Raw genomic sequence first — 16,481 nt, 5'->3', positions numbered from 1 at the left:
GAAGCCACTTAATTGCCGATAAGGCTGGTTTTTGAGTCACACCGTGCAACCGGTGACCCCAAAAGGAATCGGAAAAGTCCGCCTGGCCTGGCTCATTGCGCGCTTTTTGCGCGCTCGCGTTCGAGTTTTGCGCGCTGACGTTCGAGCCATTTGCGCTCAATCCATCCAAGCCCCAGCGCCAACGGCTTCTGCAGCGGCGGCACGTCCTGCGCGAACAAAAGGAGTCCGAGCGGCAGCATCCAGAGTCCGAGCACCGGCAGGAAGCTGAGAAAGCCGCCGGCGATCAGCAGTATGGCAAGCGGTACTCGGACGTAGATCGACGACGGTTTGCGCACCCAGCCGACGAACCTCGCCGGCCCCGGCGGCAGCTTCTTCTCGAACCAGGCAAAATGCCGGTCGAGCTCTTTCTGGTGCTTACTCAACGAACCCTCTCCTCTTCCGAGGAGATGTTCATTGGAGGGACTGCTGACAAGCCTCAGTCTATCGCGAGAAGAGCTCTTGAAATGATGCGCGGCCGTCAGGTCGCGGGCTTTTTCGCCTTTTTGGCCTTGCGCGGCTTGGCGGCAGCCGATTTGCGCGGGGCTGCCGGTCGGATGTCCGTCGGCCGGCCCACCGGCCTCGCCACAACCTCTTCGGGTTCGGGACGGAAGTGCGCCCGGCAGGCCGGCGAGAGCTGCGACTTGTTGCGGACCATGCAGGCGGTGACGCGGCCGATGTCGGGAATTTCCGAACTGCAGAGCCGGAAGGCGTCGCCAGTGCAGGCCTGCTCCTGTTCGGGGCTGTAGGTCTGACTGGCGGCTGGCGCGATCGAAACCGCAAGTGCGGTGGCCAGCATCAAACCAAGCTGAAAGCTTCTTGCTCGAAAAATCGTCATAAATCCCCCAGCCCAATGATTTGCCGAAATAGTGGGTGAACAGGTGGGGATTCGCAAGCAGCGGTGGACAACGCGCCACAGCGCAAGTGTCGCGGCAGTTCGCGAGATAATTCTGCGGAGTGAAGGCTGGTACAGTTGGGTGGGCTCGAACCACCGACCTCCTGTTCCACAGACAGGCGCTCTAACCAACTGAGCTACAACTGCATCCTGCGCGAGCCCTCAATACGGGGTCGCGAATGGGCCGGAAACTAGGTGCAACGCCTGCCTTTGGCAAGGCCGGGAAGCGTCAGATTATGGTCGTTTTCGACCCGTGTTGCGTTCAAGCGCGGGTCGCGCCGGAGCCCGGCAAAATGGTCTCCGTGACAGCAAAAAGCCCGGGCCGCTTCGCCCGGGCTTTTCTTTGGCGATAGGGCCCGATCAGGCGGCGGGCTTGTAGAATTTCGAGGCGGAGGCCTTGATCGGCTCGACGGTCTCGGTCGCAACCTTCTGGCCGAGCTCGGCGAGCTCCTTGGCCTGGGCGGTGAAGGTCTCGTACTGCTTCTTGGCCTGCGAAGTCCACAGCTCCAGCGCCGCCGCCGGGGTCTTCACGCCGAGCAGCTCCTGCGCGAAATCGAGCGAGGACGAGGTGTTGGCCTTAAAGAACTCGATCAGCTTGGCGTTGTACTCGCTGGCGCCCTTGCTGGCCGAGGTGAACACGGCCTCGATGGTGCCGTTGTGGGTTTCGGCGGCATCCTTGAACTTGGCGTAGCTGTCGCGGGCCTGCGAGACGCCCTTTTCAGCGAGCGCGCGCATCTGTTCGGGAACTTCGAAGGGAATGATGGCGGCGGAGAACGGATCGGTGGAGCTGGTCACGGCTTGCATCCTTCACAATGGGTTTAAACGATGTTCCCCCTTGCGGACGCCTGGCGGGAAAAGCGGCCGGAACGCCGAAGGGATCACGTACACACACATTCACGGAAGTGCCCATCCACGGGCTCGCCTAATCAGCACCCTTATCATGTCAAATTTGTGCAACGCACTGCAATTTCTGGTGCGACGCCGCATGGGCAACCCGCACCGGATGAACCGGCCGGCCTCCCCAGGTCGCCCTCTACTAACGGACGGCAGGTCAGGCTTTCGGCTTCGCAACGTCCCGGGCGGCCTTGGTAACGATCTGGCCCATCTCGCTCGCCTGCTCCGCCAGCGACCGCATCAAGCCTTGCACATATTCGCTGTGCAGGCGCGTCACTTCGGCCACGTCCTTGGCTTTCAGCAGCGATTGCGCGTGGTCGAGGGAGGTCTGCACGTTCTTTTCGGCATGGGCGATCGCCTTGCTACTGATGTCCTTGGCGCCGGCGCGAACAGTCGCATTGCGCTCCTCGATCGAGCCTGCGGCGGATCTCGCCGAGGCGACGAACTTCTCGAACGTCTTGCGAGCCTGCTCGACACTTGCCTCGGCCATCGCGCGCATTTCCTTGGGTATCTCGAAACGGTCTCGCACTTCATCGCTCATGGTGCGCTCCTTTGTATGGGCAGGGATTGCGTCCGGATCCCGCCAGGGGTCGCAGGGCTCGCGGCCGGACAGATGCGGCGCCCCGGGAGGTTCCTCATGGTGAACCCCTGGCGGCCGCTTGCAACCACCCAACGCGGCTGGCGGCCCAAGAGTTCAGCCGGGTTAAGGTTATCCGCCGCTTAAACCAGCCCCGGCCCGCCGGGCCGTGGACCTGCCGCCGCCGGCTTGCGATAGTAACGATCCCTTAACGCGTTCGGCATCCTGGCTGCCGATCTCGACGCCGGACGGTCATGTAGTTGCGATGAAGGACGCTGAATTTCAGTGGCGGGCGCAGAGCGATCCGCGATTGGCGGCCTACGCGGCGAGCCGCCTGCCCGCATGGCTGTGGACGGCCGACGGCAGGCGGATCCTGTGGGCCAATCCGGCCGGCGCCCGCATGTTCGGCGCCGCCAGCGCCGAAGCCCTTACTGAGAAGACCTTCGGACCGGCCGACCGGCACCGGCGGCAGATCGCGCGGCTCGCAGGACGGCTGCTCGCCAACGGCGCCATCCGCCTGGAGCGGTTACAGGGATTTGGCGCGGCGCCCGGTATGCTTGCGACCTGCGGCTGTTCGCGGTTCGACTTTGCCGACGGCAGCCACGGTGTCCTGATCGCCGCCGGCGATATCGCGTTGATCGCGCCGCGGCCGGCGCAGGCGTATGAGCCTCCTGAAAACGAGATGCAGCAAGACACCACAGCGGCGTCAACGCCAGCCCCGCGGCCGAGCGCGCCCGCCATGGAGCAAGCGGTCGCGCGGCAGCCGGCTCCCGATTATGAACAGCCGGCGCAATCGGGCGAAGCGCTCGCCGAGCTTGCATTGTTCGATGCGTTTGCCGAGCCGGCCGCCGCGGAGGAGCCGGCCGCGACGGACGCCGCTCCACGCACGCCATCGCCTGCGCTCGAAGCATTTGCCGGCCAGCCGACGCGCCGCCTGCCGCTGCGCTTCACCTGGCAGATGGATCGGGAAGGCCGCTTCACGCTCGGCACGGACGAATTCACCGGCCTGATCGGCCCGCGCACCACGGCCGGCTTCGGCCGGCCATGGCGCGAGATCGCCGAGAAATTTGCGCTCGATCCCAACGGCCGCGTGATGAAGGCGTTCGCCACATGCGCGACCTGGAACGGCATCGTGCTGAACTGGCCGGTCGATGGCGGCGGCACTCTCCCGGTTGAACTGTCCGGCTTGCCGATCTTCGACGGGCAGCGGAATTTCGTCGGCTATCGCGGCTTTGGCGTCTGTCGCGATTTCGACGCCCTCGCCCGGCTCGCCGCCCTGCGCCTGGCAGAATTGTCCGGCGAAATGGCAATGCCGCAAGAACCGCCCGCCCCGGAATTTCCCGACCCGACAGGCGTTGCACCGCCTTTGGTCGACGAATTGCCCGAACCGATTGCTGCCGCAACTTCACATCCAAACGATTTGGAAACGACCGTGGAACCTCCCAAGGAAACCGCCAACGACAGCGCCAATGGAGCCTTGAAGGACACCGTGACGGAATTGCCTGCGGACGCTCCCAACGTCGTGCCTTTCCGCACCCCCGGCGAGGCAAAACCGCTGTCGCTGACGCCTGTCGAAAACAGCGCCTTCGACGAACTCGCGCGGCAATTGTCGGCGCGGCTCGACACCGAGAATGGCAACGAGGCGGTGCCGAACGTCACCGGCGAAACGATCTTCGAACCAACCATCGCATCGTTCGCGCGCGAGCCGGCCGGTGAGCCGCCGGAATGGCTGGCGCCGCCCGAACCACCCGCGCGTGGCGAAATCGCGCGTGACAAGGCGCTGCTCGATCTCTTACCCGTCGGCATCCTGATCTACCGGCTCGACCGCCTGCTATATGCCAACCCCGCCTTCCTGACGCAGATGGGCTATGCCAGCCTGCATGCGCTGGAAGATGCCGGCGGCCTCGACGCGCTCTATGTCGAACCCGGCACGTCGAATGCGTCCTCGACGTCGGATACCGGCAGGCCAGTGACGATTTCCGCAAGCGGACCTGCGGACGCCGACGCGCCACCATCGGCCGCTGAGGCCCGGCTCTACACGATTTCGTGGGACGGCGATTCGGCGCTGGCCCTGATCTTCTCGACCACGCGCCACGAAGGCACGGCGATCGCGGCCGCGATCTCGCGAGCCGAGCCGGTAGCGGAGCTGGACATCTCCGAACCGTCCGATGTCGGCCATGCCAATGCCGAAGAACTCGCCGCCATCCTCGACACCACGGCCGAAGGCGTCCTGATGTTCGATGCCGAGGGCAACATCAACGCGGCGAACCGCAGCGCCGAAGCGTTGTTCGGCCATGACGGCGACGAACTCGTCCAACGTAATCTTGCCGACCTCTTTGCGCCGGAAAGCCAGCACGGCGTGTTCGAATATCTCGCCGCCATCAAGGCTTCCGGCGTCGAGAGCCTGCTCGATCACGGCCGCGAGGTGCTGGGCCGCGAAAGCAAGGGCGGCATCATCCCGCTGTCGATGACCATCGGCCGCACCCGCCCCGACGGCCCGAATTTCTTCGCGGTGTTCCGCGATCTGTCGCAAGCCGAGAAGACCGAGAGCGAATTGCGCGAGGCGCGGCGGCTGGCGGAACGCGCCGCCAACGCCAAGGCCGACGTGCTGGCCCGGATCAGCCACGAGGTGCGCACGCCGCTGAATGCCATCATAGGCTTTGCCGAAGTGATGATAGGCGAGCGTTTCGGCGCACTCGGCAACGAGCGTTACCGCGAATACATGAAGGACATCCGCGCCGCCGGCGAACACGTGATCGCGATCGTCGACGACCTGCTCGACCTCTCGCGGATCGAAACCGGCAAACTCGATCTCGCGTTCACCAATCAGAATCTCAACGAGCTGGTCGAGAGCTGCGTAGCGGTGATGCAGCCGCAGGCCAATCGCGAGCGCATCATCATCCGCACGTCGCTCGCGCACACGCTGCCGCCCGTGATCGCGGACGCGCGGGCGTTGCGCCAGATCACGCTAAACCTGATCGGCAATTCGATCCATCTCGCCAACGCCGGCGGCCAGGTCATCGTCTCGACTGCGCTGTCCGATTTCGGGGAGGTGATGCTGCGGGTCCGCGACACCGGCCACGGCCTCAATGACAACGAGGTTGCCGCAGCTCTCGAGCCGTTCCGCACGCGGGCGCCGTCGGATCAGGCCGAGAGTGCGGCCGTCAGCCTGTCGCTGACAAAGGCGCTGGTCGAAGCCAACCGCGCCAAATTCCAGATCAAGACCGGCGGCCGCTCCGGCACGCTGATCGAGATCGTGTTTCCGCACGTGGTAGCACGGGCTTAATCTTACTGCGTCATTGCTGCTCGAAGTATGTAGGCCACAGACGGGGGCCTCATGGTTTGAGACGCGCTTCGCGCTCCTCACCATGAGGGCTACAGGCATGCGCACCGGCAGCGTTGATCACGTCGCTTTTGGGGAAAGAAACGCTGGTACGCTGAGGCCTTGGCTGCGCAAGTAATCCGCCATAGGCCCGGCGACCTTGATGACGGCCGGTCTTGCCGTCATACGCTGCCGCCATTGCAAGAGTCTCGGCGTTTCGCCGGTCATGTCGGCACCCATGCGGGCGCCGAAGAGCTGGGCCATATAGAACGCGATATCGGCAAAGGAATAGGCGCCGCCGAGATGCTCGCGGTCGCCTAACACGCTCTCCATTGTTCGATAGTAGGCGGCAGCGCTCTCGCGCGCGAGCTCCGCGGCGGGATCGCGCGGCGTCTTCCAGAGCTGCATCAATTTAATGATATCAGGGAAATAGACCTCGTCCGATTCATGCTCGAGCCGGCGACACCAGGCTCGCGCTGCAGGAGCAGCGGGCCACAGCGCAGGATCCGGTTTGATGTCCTCCAAATACTCGAAGATTTGTGTGGAATCGAAAATCTCGAGATCACCGTCGATCAGCACCGGGACCTGGCGCTTCGGATTGATGCGCAGGACCGGATGCTTTGGCGCGTAACCCTCCTTCATGGTGAAGGAGACCATGACTAGTTCGAAATCGATGTTCTTCTCGTGCAGAGCGATCTGAACCTTTGCGCCGAACATGCTCAGGGGACCGGAGAACAGCCACATTTTGCGGTCGCTGCTTCGAGCCGGTTCTCGATCGGATTGAGCGTCTTCGTGCATCGCTTCTTGCCCTCGATTGTCACAACAAAACAAACAGGTTGTCCTGTTTTTGTCAATCCGATAGAACCTCGCGGTGCCGGCCCACCGCGGGAGTCGTTTCATGATCAAAAAGCCAGCCAACGGCCGAACGCGAACGAACGATCCCGCCGGCGTCAGAAAACGCATCCTCGATGCAGCGGCGGCCGCCTTCCAGAAGCGTGGCTATCATTCGACCAGCACGCACGACATTATTCGAGCGGCCGGCGTGACGGCGGGCGCCCTCCACCATCATTTCTCGACCAAGAAAGTCCTTGCGCTCAGCGTCATCCAGGAGCGCGTTGCGCAAGCGGTCGAGAAGCAGTGGCTCGAGCCGGTCAGGTCAGCACGCGGCGCGGAGGAAGGAATAGGCACGGCATTCGAGCAGATCGCGTCGACCCTGGACCGCTCCAAGATCATTCTGGGATGCCCGCTCAACAATCTCGCGCTCGAGCTTTGCGCTGCAGATTCCGAATTTCGAGAGGCGATCGAAAAGATCTATGATCGTTGGCGCAAGGTCATCGCGGACAAATTGCGAGCGGATTTGGCCGGCGCTTTCGACCCTGAGGCCTTGGCTACCTTCGTCATCGCATCTTATTCAGGCGCGGTAGCCCAGGCCAAGGCGACGCAAAGCACGGCTCCGCTTCGGTTGTGTGCCGAGCAATTGGCACTTCACTTTCGATCAAGACAAATGCCGAAGGCCAAGGGCGCGCGCGCTGCAAAGCCGTAGCGCAATCTCAAAGATCCGGTCCGGGCACGCAAAGGTCCTTCTGGACAGCGGCGGGTTTTCCGGCTGATATGCGACCAATTGACACACAGCGGCTCCGCGTGAGCCTGGAGGAAATCCCATGATGCCGTTTCATACGCGCCTGTTCGGCGCGGTCGTCGCGTTGACGCTTGCAGCCACAGCACCTGCCCTCTCGCAGCAGCTCGAGCTCAAGATCATGGCGCCCGCGGCCCCCGGCGGCGGATGGGATCAGACCGCCCGCGCGATGCAGCAGGCGCTCGTCGCCGCCAAGATCGCCCGCAGCATCCAGGTCACCAACGTGGCTGGCGCCGGCGGCAGCGTCGGCATCGCGCAGTTCGTCAACGGCGCCAAGGGCGATGGCAACCAGATGATGGTGAACGGCTTCGTCATGGTCGGCGCGCTGGCCATGAACAAGTCGCCCGTGACGCTCGAACAGGTGACGCCGATCGCGCGCCTCACCGAGGAAATCCAGGTGATCGTGGTGCCGGCAAATTCACCGCTGAAGACGGCGCAGGATCTGGCCGCTGCCGTGAAAGCCGACATCGCCAAGGTGACCTTTGCCGGCGGCTCGGCCGGCGGCGTCGACCACGTGATGGCGGCGTTGTTTGCCGGAACGATCGGCGCCGATGCCAAGAAGATCAACTACATTCCGTTCTCCGGCGGCGGTGAGTCGCTGGCGGCCATCCTTGGCGGCAAAGTCACCGCAGGCATTTCGGGCATGAGCGAATACGAAGGACAGATCAAATCCGGCAAATTGCGCGCGCTTGGCGTGACCTCGGAGAAGCGCATTCCGGGCGTCGATATTCCGACCTTCAAGGAACAAGGGATTGATCTCGTGCTCGCCAACTGGCGCTCGGTGGTCGCGCCTCCCGGCATCACGCCGGAACAGCGCAAGACGTTGAGCGACGCGGTCGAGAAGATGGTCAAGTCCGACGCCTGGAAGGATATCCTCAAGCAGAAGGGCTGGGATGACGCCTATCTTTCCGGCGATGCGTTCGCCGATTTCCTGAAGAAGGAAACGATACGCGTCACCGACGTGCTGAAGTCCGTCGGCCTCGTCAAATCATGACGGACCTTCCGCAGGGTGAAGCGTCGCGGCGCATCGATCGCGCTGGCCTGGTCATTGCCGCGGCGCTTGCGGTGCTGGCTGGCGTGCTGGTGTGGGACGCAAGGCAACTCGCAACCACCACGATGTACGGCATGGGGCCGGAGGCGATGCCGGTCGTCGTCGCGGTCGGGCTCGGCATTCTCGCGATCGCCAACCTGATCGATGCCTTGCGCGGCAACCTGCCGCCGCGCGAGAGCGCCGATCCCAGGGCGGTGCTTTTAATCCTCGGCGGACTTGTGCTGCTGATCGCCATCATCGGCCTCGGCGGCGGCTTCATCCTTGCGACGTCGGCGCTGTTCGTCACCACCTCCGCAGCGTTTGGACGCCGCGCCATTCTCGCCGACTCCGCCATCGCACTCGTGATGAGCACCCTGATCTATCTCGCTTTCGATCGGCTGCTGACGTTGAGCCTCCCGACCGGGCCTCTGGAAAGACTGCTGTAATGGAAACCTTCGCTGCGCTTGCGCATGGCATGGCCGTCGCCGTCCAGCCGATGAACCTGCTGTATGCGCTGATCGGCGTATTTCTCGGCACCGCCGTGGGCGTGCTGCCCGGCATCGGGCCTGCACTCACGGTCGCATTGCTGCTGCCCGTGACCTACAAGCTCGATCCCGGCGGCTCGCTGATCATGTTCGCCGGAATCTATTACGGCGGCATGTATGGCGGATCGACCACCGCCATTCTTATCAACACACCCGGCGAGAGCGCGTCCATGGCGACCGCGCTCGAGGGCAACAAGATGGCCAAGGCCGGTCGCGGCGGTCCGGCGCTGGCGACCTCGGCGATCGGCTCATTCGTTGCGGGCACGATTGCCACGATCGGCCTGGCTTTTCTCGCACCGTGGCTGGTGGATTTTGCGGTGCGCTTTGGGCCTGAGGATTACTTCGCGCTGATGTGCGTGGCTTTCGTCACGGTGTCCGCGACCTTCGGCGATTCGCCGATCCGCGGGCTGACCAGCCTGTTTGTCGGGCTGACGCTCGGGCTAATCGGCATCGACAAGCTCACCGGTCAGGCCCGTCTCGCGTTCGGCATTCCCGAACTGCTCGACGGCGTCGAAGTGACGACGCTGGCGGTCGGTCTGTTCGCCCTGGGCGAAGCGCTCTACGTCGCCTCGCGCCGCCATCACGCCGAGGAGAAGATCGAGCCGGTGCGCGGCTCGCTGTGGATGACGAAAGAGGACTGGAAGCGGTCATGGAAACCGTGGCTGCGCGGGACGATGTTCGGCTTTCCAATCGGCGCGCTGCCGGCCGGCGGCGCGGAAATTCCGACATTCCTGTCCTATTCCACCGAGAAGCGGCTGACCAAACATCCCGAGGAATTCGGCAAGGGCGCGATCGAAGGCGTTGCCGGGCCGGAAGCCGCCAACAACGCTTCCGCCGCCGGCACGCTCGTGCCTCTGCTGACGCTGGGCCTGCCTACCTCGGCAACGGCTGCGATGATGCTGGCGGGCTTTCAGCAATACGGGCTGAACCCGGGACCGCTGCTGTTTGCCGAGCGGCCCGATCTCGTATGGGGCCTGATCGCCAGCCTGTTCATCGCCAACGTCATGCTGCTGGTGCTAAACCTGCCACTGGTCGGGCTGTGGGTAAAACTGCTCGCGATCCCGCAGCCATGGCTGTACGCCGGGATTCTCGTCTTCGCGACGATGGGCACCATCGCGGCAAAGCCCTCGGTGGTCGAGCTGTCGATGCTGGCGGGTTTTGGCGTGCTGGGCTTTCTGATGCGCCGGTTCGATTTTCCGATCGCGCCTGTCGTCGTCGGTCTCATCCTCGGGCCGATCGCCGAAAGCCAGTTGCGCCGCGCGCTCGCCATCAGCCTCGGCGATCCTCTGGTGCTGCTGCAAAGTTCGATGTCGGCTACGCTGCTCGGCATTGCCCTGATCGCGCTATTGGCGCCGTTCGTGCTGAAGGGACTCGGCCGGTTCAAGGCGAGCGAGGACTAACCCTTCTGCGTCATAAGCCCCTCATGGTGAGGCGCGCCAACGGGTCCGCGCGTAGCAGGCTCTGCGCGTCTCGAACCATGCGGCCCGTCTGTGGCCTACATCCTTCGAGACGCCGCTACGCGGCTCCTCAGGATAAGCTGTGCGAGCGGCTATGACGCAGTAGAACTACCCCGGAATACCGCTTTAACGATCACGACCGGCACAATTCTTGCTCGAATTCTGTCTGCCTGAACACATCCCCCGGCGCGCGCCTGTTCCTTCGCATTTTGGACTTTGATTTTTTATGCGCTGTCTTGTCGTTGCCGATTTGCATTATTCGTTGCCGCAGTTCGACTGGCTGCTCGCGGCAGCTCCTGAGTTCGACGTCGTCATTTTCGCCGGCGATGCGCTCGACATCGGATCATCAGTCGATTTCCGCGCGCAGATCCTGGTGGTGAAAAAATACCTGTCGCGGCTGTCAGGCATGACGCGCGTCATTCTCTGCTCCGGCAATCACGATCTCGACGAGCGCAGCACGGAAGGCGAGAAGATCGCGCGCTGGATCGGCGAGGTTCGCGAGCTCGGCATCGCCTGCGACGGCGATAGCCTGACCGTCGGCGATGTCGGCTTCACGGTATGTCCGTGGTGGGACGGGCCGCTGGTCAAGAGCCGCATCGAATCCCAGCTTCGCGACGCCGCGGCAGCGCGGGCGTCACGCTGGATCTGGGTGCACCACGCGCCGCCGGCGAATTCGCCGACGAGCTGGGGCGGCAAGCGGTTCTTCGGCGACGTCGAACTGGTGCAATGGATCGCGCAGTATCAGCCGTCGATAGTGATCTCGGGCCACGTGCATCAGTCGCCATTCATTTCGGATGGTTCGTGGTTCGACCGCCTGGGCCCAACCTGGGTGTTCAATGCCGGGTTACAGCCTGGTCGCCCGCCGGTTTATATCGTGCTCGATCTTGATGAGGGTACGGCGTTCTGGCTGCCGGCAGGCGAGGCTCATTGCATCGATCTCAAGGCGCCCTTGCAGCGGCCCGCCGCGCCGGTCACGATCGTTCCAGCGTGGCTCAAATCCTTGGGTCGGATTGCCGATCCGAGCCTGGCGAGACCTGCGTCGGTGGCAGGTTGATCATGCTCTGCAGGAGTTCGCCGACCATCGAGAGATGATTACCCTGACCGGCATATTGGTGCATCAGGTCGGCCAGATAGGTGTTGGCGACGTTGAGGCGTTGCGCCAGCAAGCGCGCGATCAACAGCGCCACCGCCGGCTCGTCGCGCAGGAACGCGGCGGCGTCGTCGAACTCGTAGACGACGGAATCGACGGCGGCACGCACGGTCGCGGTATGCGGCTGCTCGAGCAGCACCGACATCTCGCCCAGCATCGCCCCGGGCTCGGTTAGGACGGCGACGACGCTGTCGCCCTTGATGACCTCCAGCCGTCCTTCCAGCAGCACGAACAGATGTCCGGTCTTGCTGCCTTCATGGAGCACGAGCGTGCCGGCCGGCATTGTTCGTTTCGTCCCTCCGGTACAGTAGTCCAGCACCGCGCGCATCGGCATTCATCTCCTTGTTGGCCAAGACTAGGCACGGATGATGCCAAGGTCGAACGGATAAGGTGCGCCGCGCTGCTCAAAATATCGGCAATGCCGGCGTTCGCAGACGGCGGCGCCCGAGCAAGACCGAACCTCAGATCTTCGCGAGCATGGCCGCCTTCAGCTTCGTGATGTGCGCTTCGTCGCGCTTGTAGAACGTCCACTGCTTGACGCGCTTGGCGCTCACCAATCCTGCCTGCGATAGAATTTTCATATGCTCGCTCACGGTGGGCTGGCTGACGCCGAGCTTCTCGGCGATCAACACCCCGCAGACCCCGTCCTTGACGAGATCGCCATCGACCTGCTCGGGAAAATGTGCCCGGGGGCGTTTCAGCCACTCCAGGATCAAGAGCCGCCGATCGCTGGCGAGCGCGCGAAAAGCTGACTCGACGTCGTCTTCCAGAAAGGGCATATTGCTAATTAGCTAAATGGCTAATCTATGTCAATGCGTCGCGGGAGTGCCTTGCAATGGATGCGCCGGTAGATGCCGTAACCCCGGAAACGATCGCGCAATGCGAGCGGCTCATTCGGCCCTTTATCCGGCGGACGCCGGTCGTCGAGGTCGATGGCGCCGAATTTGGGCTTCCCGATCATACTCTGACGCTCAAGCTGGAGCTGCTTCAGCACTCCGGCTCGTTCAAGGCGCGCGGCGCTTTTGCCAATCTATTGACCCGCGATGTACCGCAGGCCGGTGTCGTCGCGGCGTCGGGCGGCAACCATGGCGCGGCAGTCGCCTATGCCGCGATGAGGCTAGGAAAATGGGCCAAGATTTTCGTTCCGAGCGTCTCTTCGCCGGCGAAGGTGCAACGTATCCGCGACTATGGCGCCGATCTCGCGATCGAGGGCGATCGCTATGCCGACGCGCTTGCGGCCAGCGAGATATGGGCGCAACAAACCGGCGCACTGCCAGTGCCGGCCTTCGACCAGAAGGAAACCATCACGGGACAGGGAACGGTCGGCCTTGAGCTCTCGGAGCAGGCAGCGGATATCGACACTCTGCTCGTGTCGGTGGGCGGCGGCGGGCTGATCGCCGGGATTGCGGCCTGGTATGCCGGCCGCGTCAAGGTGGTTGGCGTCGAGCCACTCGCATCGCCCACGTTGACCAGGGCCTTTGAAGCCGGCCATCCGATCGATGCGGAGGCCGGCGGGCTGGCTGCAGATTCGCTGGCGCCGCGGCGCGTCGGCGAAAAGGTATTCCCGATCGTACAGAAATACGCGCGACAGACCGTACTGGTTTCCGACGCCGCCATCGCCGACGCACAGGCGACGCTTTGGCGCGCCTTGCGCATTGTTGCAGAACCGGGCGGCGCAGCAGCATTTTCCGCGATCCTGTCGGGGGCCTACAAGCCCGCCGCCGGCGAACGCATTGCCGTCATCATCAGCGGCGGCAACACAGCCGCCGTCAATTTCGATCGCCCCATTGAGCGCCGATAGATCGGGCCGCGGCCAAGCGCGAGCCGGTATCGCAGTTTGCGCATTCTGGAATCACTCTAAGTCAGGATGCTGGAATCGCTCTAAATCGAGGCATTCGCGACATAGCGTCGCTGACGGCACGGCAGCCACTGCGCTACTGAAACCGGCATCTTCACCAGCTTTGTCGGGCAGCTTCCATGATGAATATTCGCGCTACCTCCGCAACCGTAGCTTTGCTTTGTTTTACCGCGTTCGGAGCCTCGACGGCGTCCGCCGACGGCGAGGTCAATGTCTACACCTACCGCGAAACCAAGCTGATCCAGCCGCTGTTCGATGCGTTCAGCAAGGACACCGGCATCAAGGTCAATGTCGTCTCGGCGAGCTCTGGTCTCGAGCAGCGCATGAAGGCGGAAGGCGCCAACAGCCCCGCCGACGTGCTCTTGACGGTCGACATCGGCCGCATTGACGAGGCCGTGCAGGCCGGCGTCACCCAGCCGATCAAATCGGTGGTGATAGACGAGATCGTGCCGCCGCAATATCGCGATCCCGATGGACACTGGGCCGGCATTTCGATGCGCGCGCGCGTGATCTACGCCTCGAAGGACCGCGTCAAGCAGGACAAGATCACCTATGAAGAGCTCGCCGATCCCAAGTGGAAGGGCAAGATCTGCATCCGCTCCGGCCAGCACATCTACAATAACGGGCTGTTCGCGGCGTATACCGCCAAGTACGGCGAGGCCAAGGCCGAGGAATGGCTGCGCGGCGTAAAGGCCAATCTGGCGCAGAAGCCGTCCGGCGGCGACCGCGAGGCGGCGCGCGACGTAGCCGCCGGCAAGTGCGACATCGGCATCGGCAACACCTATTACTGGGCGCTGATGATGAACAACGATCCCGAGAAGAAGCCGTGGGCGGAAGCCACCAAGGTGATCCTGCCGACGTTCGAGGGCGGCGGCACCCATGTCAATCTCTCGGGTGTGCTGCTGGCAAAGCATGCGCCGAACAAGGCCAATGGCGTTAAGCTGATCGAATGGCTCGCCGGTGAGAAGGCGCAGCAGATCTACGCCGATTCCAACTACGAATATCCGGTTCGCGCCGGCGTCGCCGTCAACCCGACGATTGCGGGCTACGGCAAGCTCGTCGCCGACCCGCTGCCGATCGCCAAGATCGCCGGCAACCGCAAGGCGGCCTCGACCCTGGTGGACAAGGTCGGGTTCGATAATTGAACGGCGCCGTATTCTTCGACGAAATAGAGCTGTGATCGCGCGGCGCATACAACTGCATTCCCTCCCCCCTTGCGCGGGAGGGTTAGAGAGAGGGGTAAGCCACAAGCACTGCCGGTGCCGCCACCCCTCTCCCCAGCCCTCCCCCGCAAGGGGGGAGGGAGCCTACCTCGACAAGCGGATAGGTCTCGGCTCATTTCGCCGACGTGTGCGGACGTGAATCGCGCCACGCGCTCCGGCCGCATCGCGGCAGCGATTGCGGTTGCGACTGCCATTCTTGTCGCAGCCCCCGTCATCTCCATCATTGCGCTCGCGTTGCAGCCGGCGCCTGACGTCTGGCGGCATCTGATCGACTACGTGCTGCCGGCTACCATTCTCGACACGGCGCTTCTGCTCGGCGGCGTCGCCGTCTTGTCGCTTGCGATCGGCACTGGTGCGGCGTGGACGGTTTCGCTGCATGAATTCCGCGGCCGGAAAATGCTGCTATGGCTGCTGCCGCTGCCGCTTTCGATTCCGACCTACCTCGCAGCTTACGTCTATGTCGACCTGTTCGAGCCGCTGGGCCTGGTCCACAAGACGCTCGCGCTCTGGCTTCCGCTGCAGGACGCGGTGCACGTGCTTCCGAATTTGCGCTCGATGCCCGGCGCGATCGTCGTCATCGCGCTGGTGCTCTACCCTTACGTCTATCTGTCGGCGCGCACGATGTTTCAGTTCCAGAGCGCGGAGTTCGCCGAAGCCGCCAAGACGCTCGGCGCCGGCCGCTGGACCGTCTTCTGGCGCATCTCGCTGCCGATGGCACGTCCCGCGCTGGCGGTTGGCGTCGCGCTGGTGTCGCTGGAAACGCTGAACGACATCGGCGCCAGCGAATACCTGGGTGTCCGTACCCTCACGGTATCGGTGTTCACGACCTGGCTCAACCGGGGCAGCCTTGCCGGTGCCGCGCAGTTGTCCTGCTTCATGCTGGCGATCGTGGCCGGCCTGATCGCAATCGAGCGTTACGGACGGCGCAACGTCACGACGGAGTTTTCCGCCGAAAGCCCGCGGCTCACGCCGCGGACCACCCTCACCGGCATCAAGGGCGGATGTGCATTCGCGGCCTGTTTGCTGCCCGTCGTGCTGGGATTTCTCGTGCCGCTCTTGTGTCTCGCACAGCAGAGCTTCAAGCGCGGGCTTTTCGCCAATTTCGACGTAGCGCTGTGGCGCGACGCCTTCAACTCGGTAGCCTTCGCAAGCCTGGCCACGCTGACCGCGCTGCTGCTCGGCTTTGCGACCATTTTGGCCTGGCGCTGGCGGCCGAGTACGCTGCGCTTCGTCGCAATGAACATGGCGCAGACCGGCTACGCCCTGCCGGGGCTGGTGCTGGCGCTCGGCCTGCTCGCGCCGGTGCTCGCGATCGACAATGCGCTGAACGCGCTCGCCGGATGGCTCGGACGATCGCTGCCGGGACTGATCGTAATCGGCTCGGGTGCTGCCGTGGTGATCGCCTATGTGATCCGGTTTCTGGCGGTGCCGACCGGATTCATCAAGGCGGGGTTTGAGCGGATCCCGCGCGATTACGACGACAGTGCGCGCGCCGTCGGCGCCGGCCAGACCACAACGATGCGGCTGGTCCATCTGCCGCTCTTGCGTCCCGCCATGCTCGGCGCGGTCATCGTCGTGTTTGTAGACTGCCTGAAAGAATTGCCGGCAACGCTGCTATTGCGGCCGCTCAATGTCGAAACGCTGGCGACCTCGATCTACCAGTACGCCAGCCGTGGCAGTTTCGAGGAAGGCGCGCTCGCAGCGCTTCTGATCGTCGCCGCCAGCATTGGCCCGGTGGCGTGGCTGACACGGTTTTCGGATATGCCAAGCAGGCCGGCGTAGGTCGGGCACACCTCGTCCCTGCGAACGCAGGAACCCATAGCCACCGGCCGTTATCGTTACGAAGGCAACTGGCCCC

Annotated in this window: 16 protein-coding genes and 1 tRNA gene; 9 read left to right on the top strand and 8 right to left on the bottom strand. The window is 63.7% G+C overall.

What is annotated here, in order from left to right; translation table 11 throughout:
• Positions 1–92: 92 nt before the first annotated feature.
• From HCN58_RS32935 to HCN58_RS32915, 5 genes are all read right to left on the bottom strand, one after another.
• Positions 93–422, bottom strand: coding sequence for a hypothetical protein (locus tag HCN58_RS32935; RefSeq protein WP_171583511.1), 330 nt, complete (start codon positions 420–422; stop codon positions 93–95).
• Positions 423–517: 95 nt separating this feature from the next.
• On the bottom strand, positions 518–874 hold the full coding sequence (locus tag HCN58_RS32930) for a hypothetical protein (RefSeq protein ID WP_171583510.1): 357 nt from the start codon (positions 872–874) through the stop codon (positions 518–520).
• Between the two features lie 127 nt (positions 875–1,001).
• Positions 1,002–1,078, bottom strand: a tRNA-His gene (locus HCN58_RS32925).
• Positions 1,079–1,291: 213 nt separating this feature from the next.
• Positions 1,292–1,726 carry a phasin gene (locus tag HCN58_RS32920; protein ID WP_171583509.1) on the bottom strand — a complete coding sequence of 145 codons (435 nt, stop codon included), beginning with the start codon at positions 1,724–1,726 and terminating at the stop codon, positions 1,292–1,294.
• A gap of 256 nt (positions 1,727–1,982) precedes the next feature.
• The gene (locus tag HCN58_RS32915; RefSeq protein ID WP_171583508.1) at positions 1,983–2,366 is read right to left on the bottom strand and encodes a phasin family protein; all 384 of its coding nucleotides are present in this window, start codon (positions 2,364–2,366) and stop codon (positions 1,983–1,985) included.
• Positions 2,367–2,667: 301 nt separating this feature from the next.
• On the opposite strand from HCN58_RS32915, the gene HCN58_RS32910 reads away from it, so the two are divergent.
• The gene (locus HCN58_RS32910) at positions 2,668–5,688 is read left to right on the top strand and encodes a sensor histidine kinase (protein WP_171583507.1); all 3,021 of its coding nucleotides are present in this window, start codon (positions 2,668–2,670) and stop codon (positions 5,686–5,688) included.
• 117 nt (positions 5,689–5,805) lie between these two features.
• Here the strand turns inward: HCN58_RS32910 and HCN58_RS32905 are convergent, their stop codons facing one another.
• Positions 5,806–6,522 carry a glutathione S-transferase family protein gene (locus HCN58_RS32905; protein ID WP_210266266.1) on the bottom strand — a complete coding sequence of 239 codons (717 nt, stop codon included), beginning with the start codon at positions 6,520–6,522 and terminating at the stop codon, positions 5,806–5,808.
• 100 nt (positions 6,523–6,622) lie between these two features.
• Between HCN58_RS32905 and HCN58_RS32900 the strand changes: the two genes are divergently transcribed.
• From HCN58_RS32900 to HCN58_RS32880, 5 genes are all read left to right on the top strand, one after another.
• Positions 6,623–7,267: a TetR/AcrR family transcriptional regulator gene (locus HCN58_RS32900; RefSeq protein ID WP_171583506.1), complete on the top strand. Its 645-nt coding sequence runs from the start codon at positions 6,623–6,625 to the stop codon at positions 7,265–7,267.
• A gap of 118 nt (positions 7,268–7,385) precedes the next feature.
• Complete coding sequence (locus tag HCN58_RS32895) at positions 7,386–8,354, top strand: Bug family tripartite tricarboxylate transporter substrate binding protein (protein ID WP_171583505.1); 969 nt, start codon at positions 7,386–7,388, stop codon at positions 8,352–8,354.
• Positions 8,351–8,836, top strand: coding sequence for a tripartite tricarboxylate transporter TctB family protein (locus HCN58_RS32890; RefSeq protein WP_171583504.1), 486 nt, complete (start codon positions 8,351–8,353; stop codon positions 8,834–8,836). The genes HCN58_RS32895 and HCN58_RS32890 overlap by 4 nt, the downstream gene beginning before the upstream one ends.
• Positions 8,836–10,335: a tripartite tricarboxylate transporter permease gene (locus HCN58_RS32885; protein WP_171583503.1), complete on the top strand. Its 1,500-nt coding sequence runs from the start codon at positions 8,836–8,838 to the stop codon at positions 10,333–10,335. The genes HCN58_RS32890 and HCN58_RS32885 overlap by 1 nt, the downstream gene beginning before the upstream one ends.
• A gap of 283 nt (positions 10,336–10,618) precedes the next feature.
• Positions 10,619–11,446, top strand: coding sequence for a metallophosphoesterase family protein (locus HCN58_RS32880; protein WP_171583502.1), 828 nt, complete (start codon positions 10,619–10,621; stop codon positions 11,444–11,446).
• Here HCN58_RS32880 and HCN58_RS32875 read toward each other — a convergent pair.
• Positions 11,385–11,870 carry a Crp/Fnr family transcriptional regulator gene (locus HCN58_RS32875; RefSeq protein ID WP_171583501.1) on the bottom strand — a complete coding sequence of 162 codons (486 nt, stop codon included), beginning with the start codon at positions 11,868–11,870 and terminating at the stop codon, positions 11,385–11,387. The genes HCN58_RS32880 and HCN58_RS32875 overlap by 62 nt on opposite strands.
• A gap of 133 nt (positions 11,871–12,003) precedes the next feature.
• Positions 12,004–12,321: an ArsR/SmtB family transcription factor gene (locus HCN58_RS32870; RefSeq protein ID WP_171583500.1), complete on the bottom strand. Its 318-nt coding sequence runs from the start codon at positions 12,319–12,321 to the stop codon at positions 12,004–12,006.
• A 56-nt stretch (positions 12,322–12,377) separates the two neighbouring features.
• On the opposite strand from HCN58_RS32870, the gene HCN58_RS32865 reads away from it, so the two are divergent.
• From HCN58_RS32865 to HCN58_RS32855, 3 genes are all read left to right on the top strand, one after another.
• Positions 12,378–13,343 carry a threonine/serine dehydratase gene (locus HCN58_RS32865; RefSeq protein ID WP_171583499.1) on the top strand — a complete coding sequence of 322 codons (966 nt, stop codon included), beginning with the start codon at positions 12,378–12,380 and terminating at the stop codon, positions 13,341–13,343.
• Positions 13,344–13,519: 176 nt separating this feature from the next.
• Entirely contained in the window at positions 13,520–14,545 is a 1,026-nt protein-coding gene (locus tag HCN58_RS32860; protein ID WP_171583498.1) for a Fe(3+) ABC transporter substrate-binding protein, read from the top strand.
• Positions 14,546–14,758: 213 nt separating this feature from the next.
• The gene (locus HCN58_RS32855; RefSeq protein ID WP_171583497.1) at positions 14,759–16,405 is read left to right on the top strand and encodes an ABC transporter permease; all 1,647 of its coding nucleotides are present in this window, start codon (positions 14,759–14,761) and stop codon (positions 16,403–16,405) included.
• The last annotated feature ends 76 nt before the right edge of the window (positions 16,406–16,481 follow it).

Source organism: Bradyrhizobium australiense (assembly GCF_013114825.1).
In the GTDB taxonomy this organism is placed as follows: Bacteria; Pseudomonadota; Alphaproteobacteria; order Rhizobiales; family Xanthobacteraceae; genus Bradyrhizobium; species Bradyrhizobium australiense.
Note: the sequence above shows the minus strand (reverse complement) of the source record. Positions and strands in the feature narration are given on the sequence as shown.

Bases quoted from the DNA above. Each gene is read 5' to 3' on its own strand.
- HCN58_RS32930 (WP_171583510.1), bottom strand. From the start codon at position 874: ATGACGATTTTTCGAGCAAGAAGCTTTCAGCTTGGTTTGATGCTGGCC.
- HCN58_RS32915 (WP_171583508.1), bottom strand. From the start codon at position 2,366: ATGAGCGATGAAGTGCGAGACCGTTTCGAGATACCCAAGGAAATGCGC.
- HCN58_RS32910 (WP_171583507.1), top strand. From the start codon at position 2,668: ATGAAGGACGCTGAATTTCAGTGGCGGGCGCAGAGCGATCCGCGATTG.
- HCN58_RS32905 (WP_210266266.1), bottom strand. From the start codon at position 6,522: ATGCACGAAGACGCTCAATCCGATCGAGAACCGGCTCGAAGCAGCGAC.
- HCN58_RS32900 (WP_171583506.1), top strand. From the start codon at position 6,623: ATGATCAAAAAGCCAGCCAACGGCCGAACGCGAACGAACGATCCCGCC.
- HCN58_RS32895 (WP_171583505.1), top strand. From the start codon at position 7,386: ATGATGCCGTTTCATACGCGCCTGTTCGGCGCGGTCGTCGCGTTGACG.
- HCN58_RS32890 (WP_171583504.1), top strand. From the start codon at position 8,351: ATGACGGACCTTCCGCAGGGTGAAGCGTCGCGGCGCATCGATCGCGCT.
- HCN58_RS32885 (WP_171583503.1), top strand. From the start codon at position 8,836: ATGGAAACCTTCGCTGCGCTTGCGCATGGCATGGCCGTCGCCGTCCAG.
- HCN58_RS32880 (WP_171583502.1), top strand. From the start codon at position 10,619: ATGCGCTGTCTTGTCGTTGCCGATTTGCATTATTCGTTGCCGCAGTTC.
- HCN58_RS32875 (WP_171583501.1), bottom strand. From the start codon at position 11,870: ATGCGCGCGGTGCTGGACTACTGTACCGGAGGGACGAAACGAACAATG.
- HCN58_RS32870 (WP_171583500.1), bottom strand. From the start codon at position 12,321: ATGCCCTTTCTGGAAGACGACGTCGAGTCAGCTTTTCGCGCGCTCGCC.
- HCN58_RS32865 (WP_171583499.1), top strand. From the start codon at position 12,378: ATGGATGCGCCGGTAGATGCCGTAACCCCGGAAACGATCGCGCAATGC.
- HCN58_RS32860 (WP_171583498.1), top strand. From the start codon at position 13,520: ATGATGAATATTCGCGCTACCTCCGCAACCGTAGCTTTGCTTTGTTTT.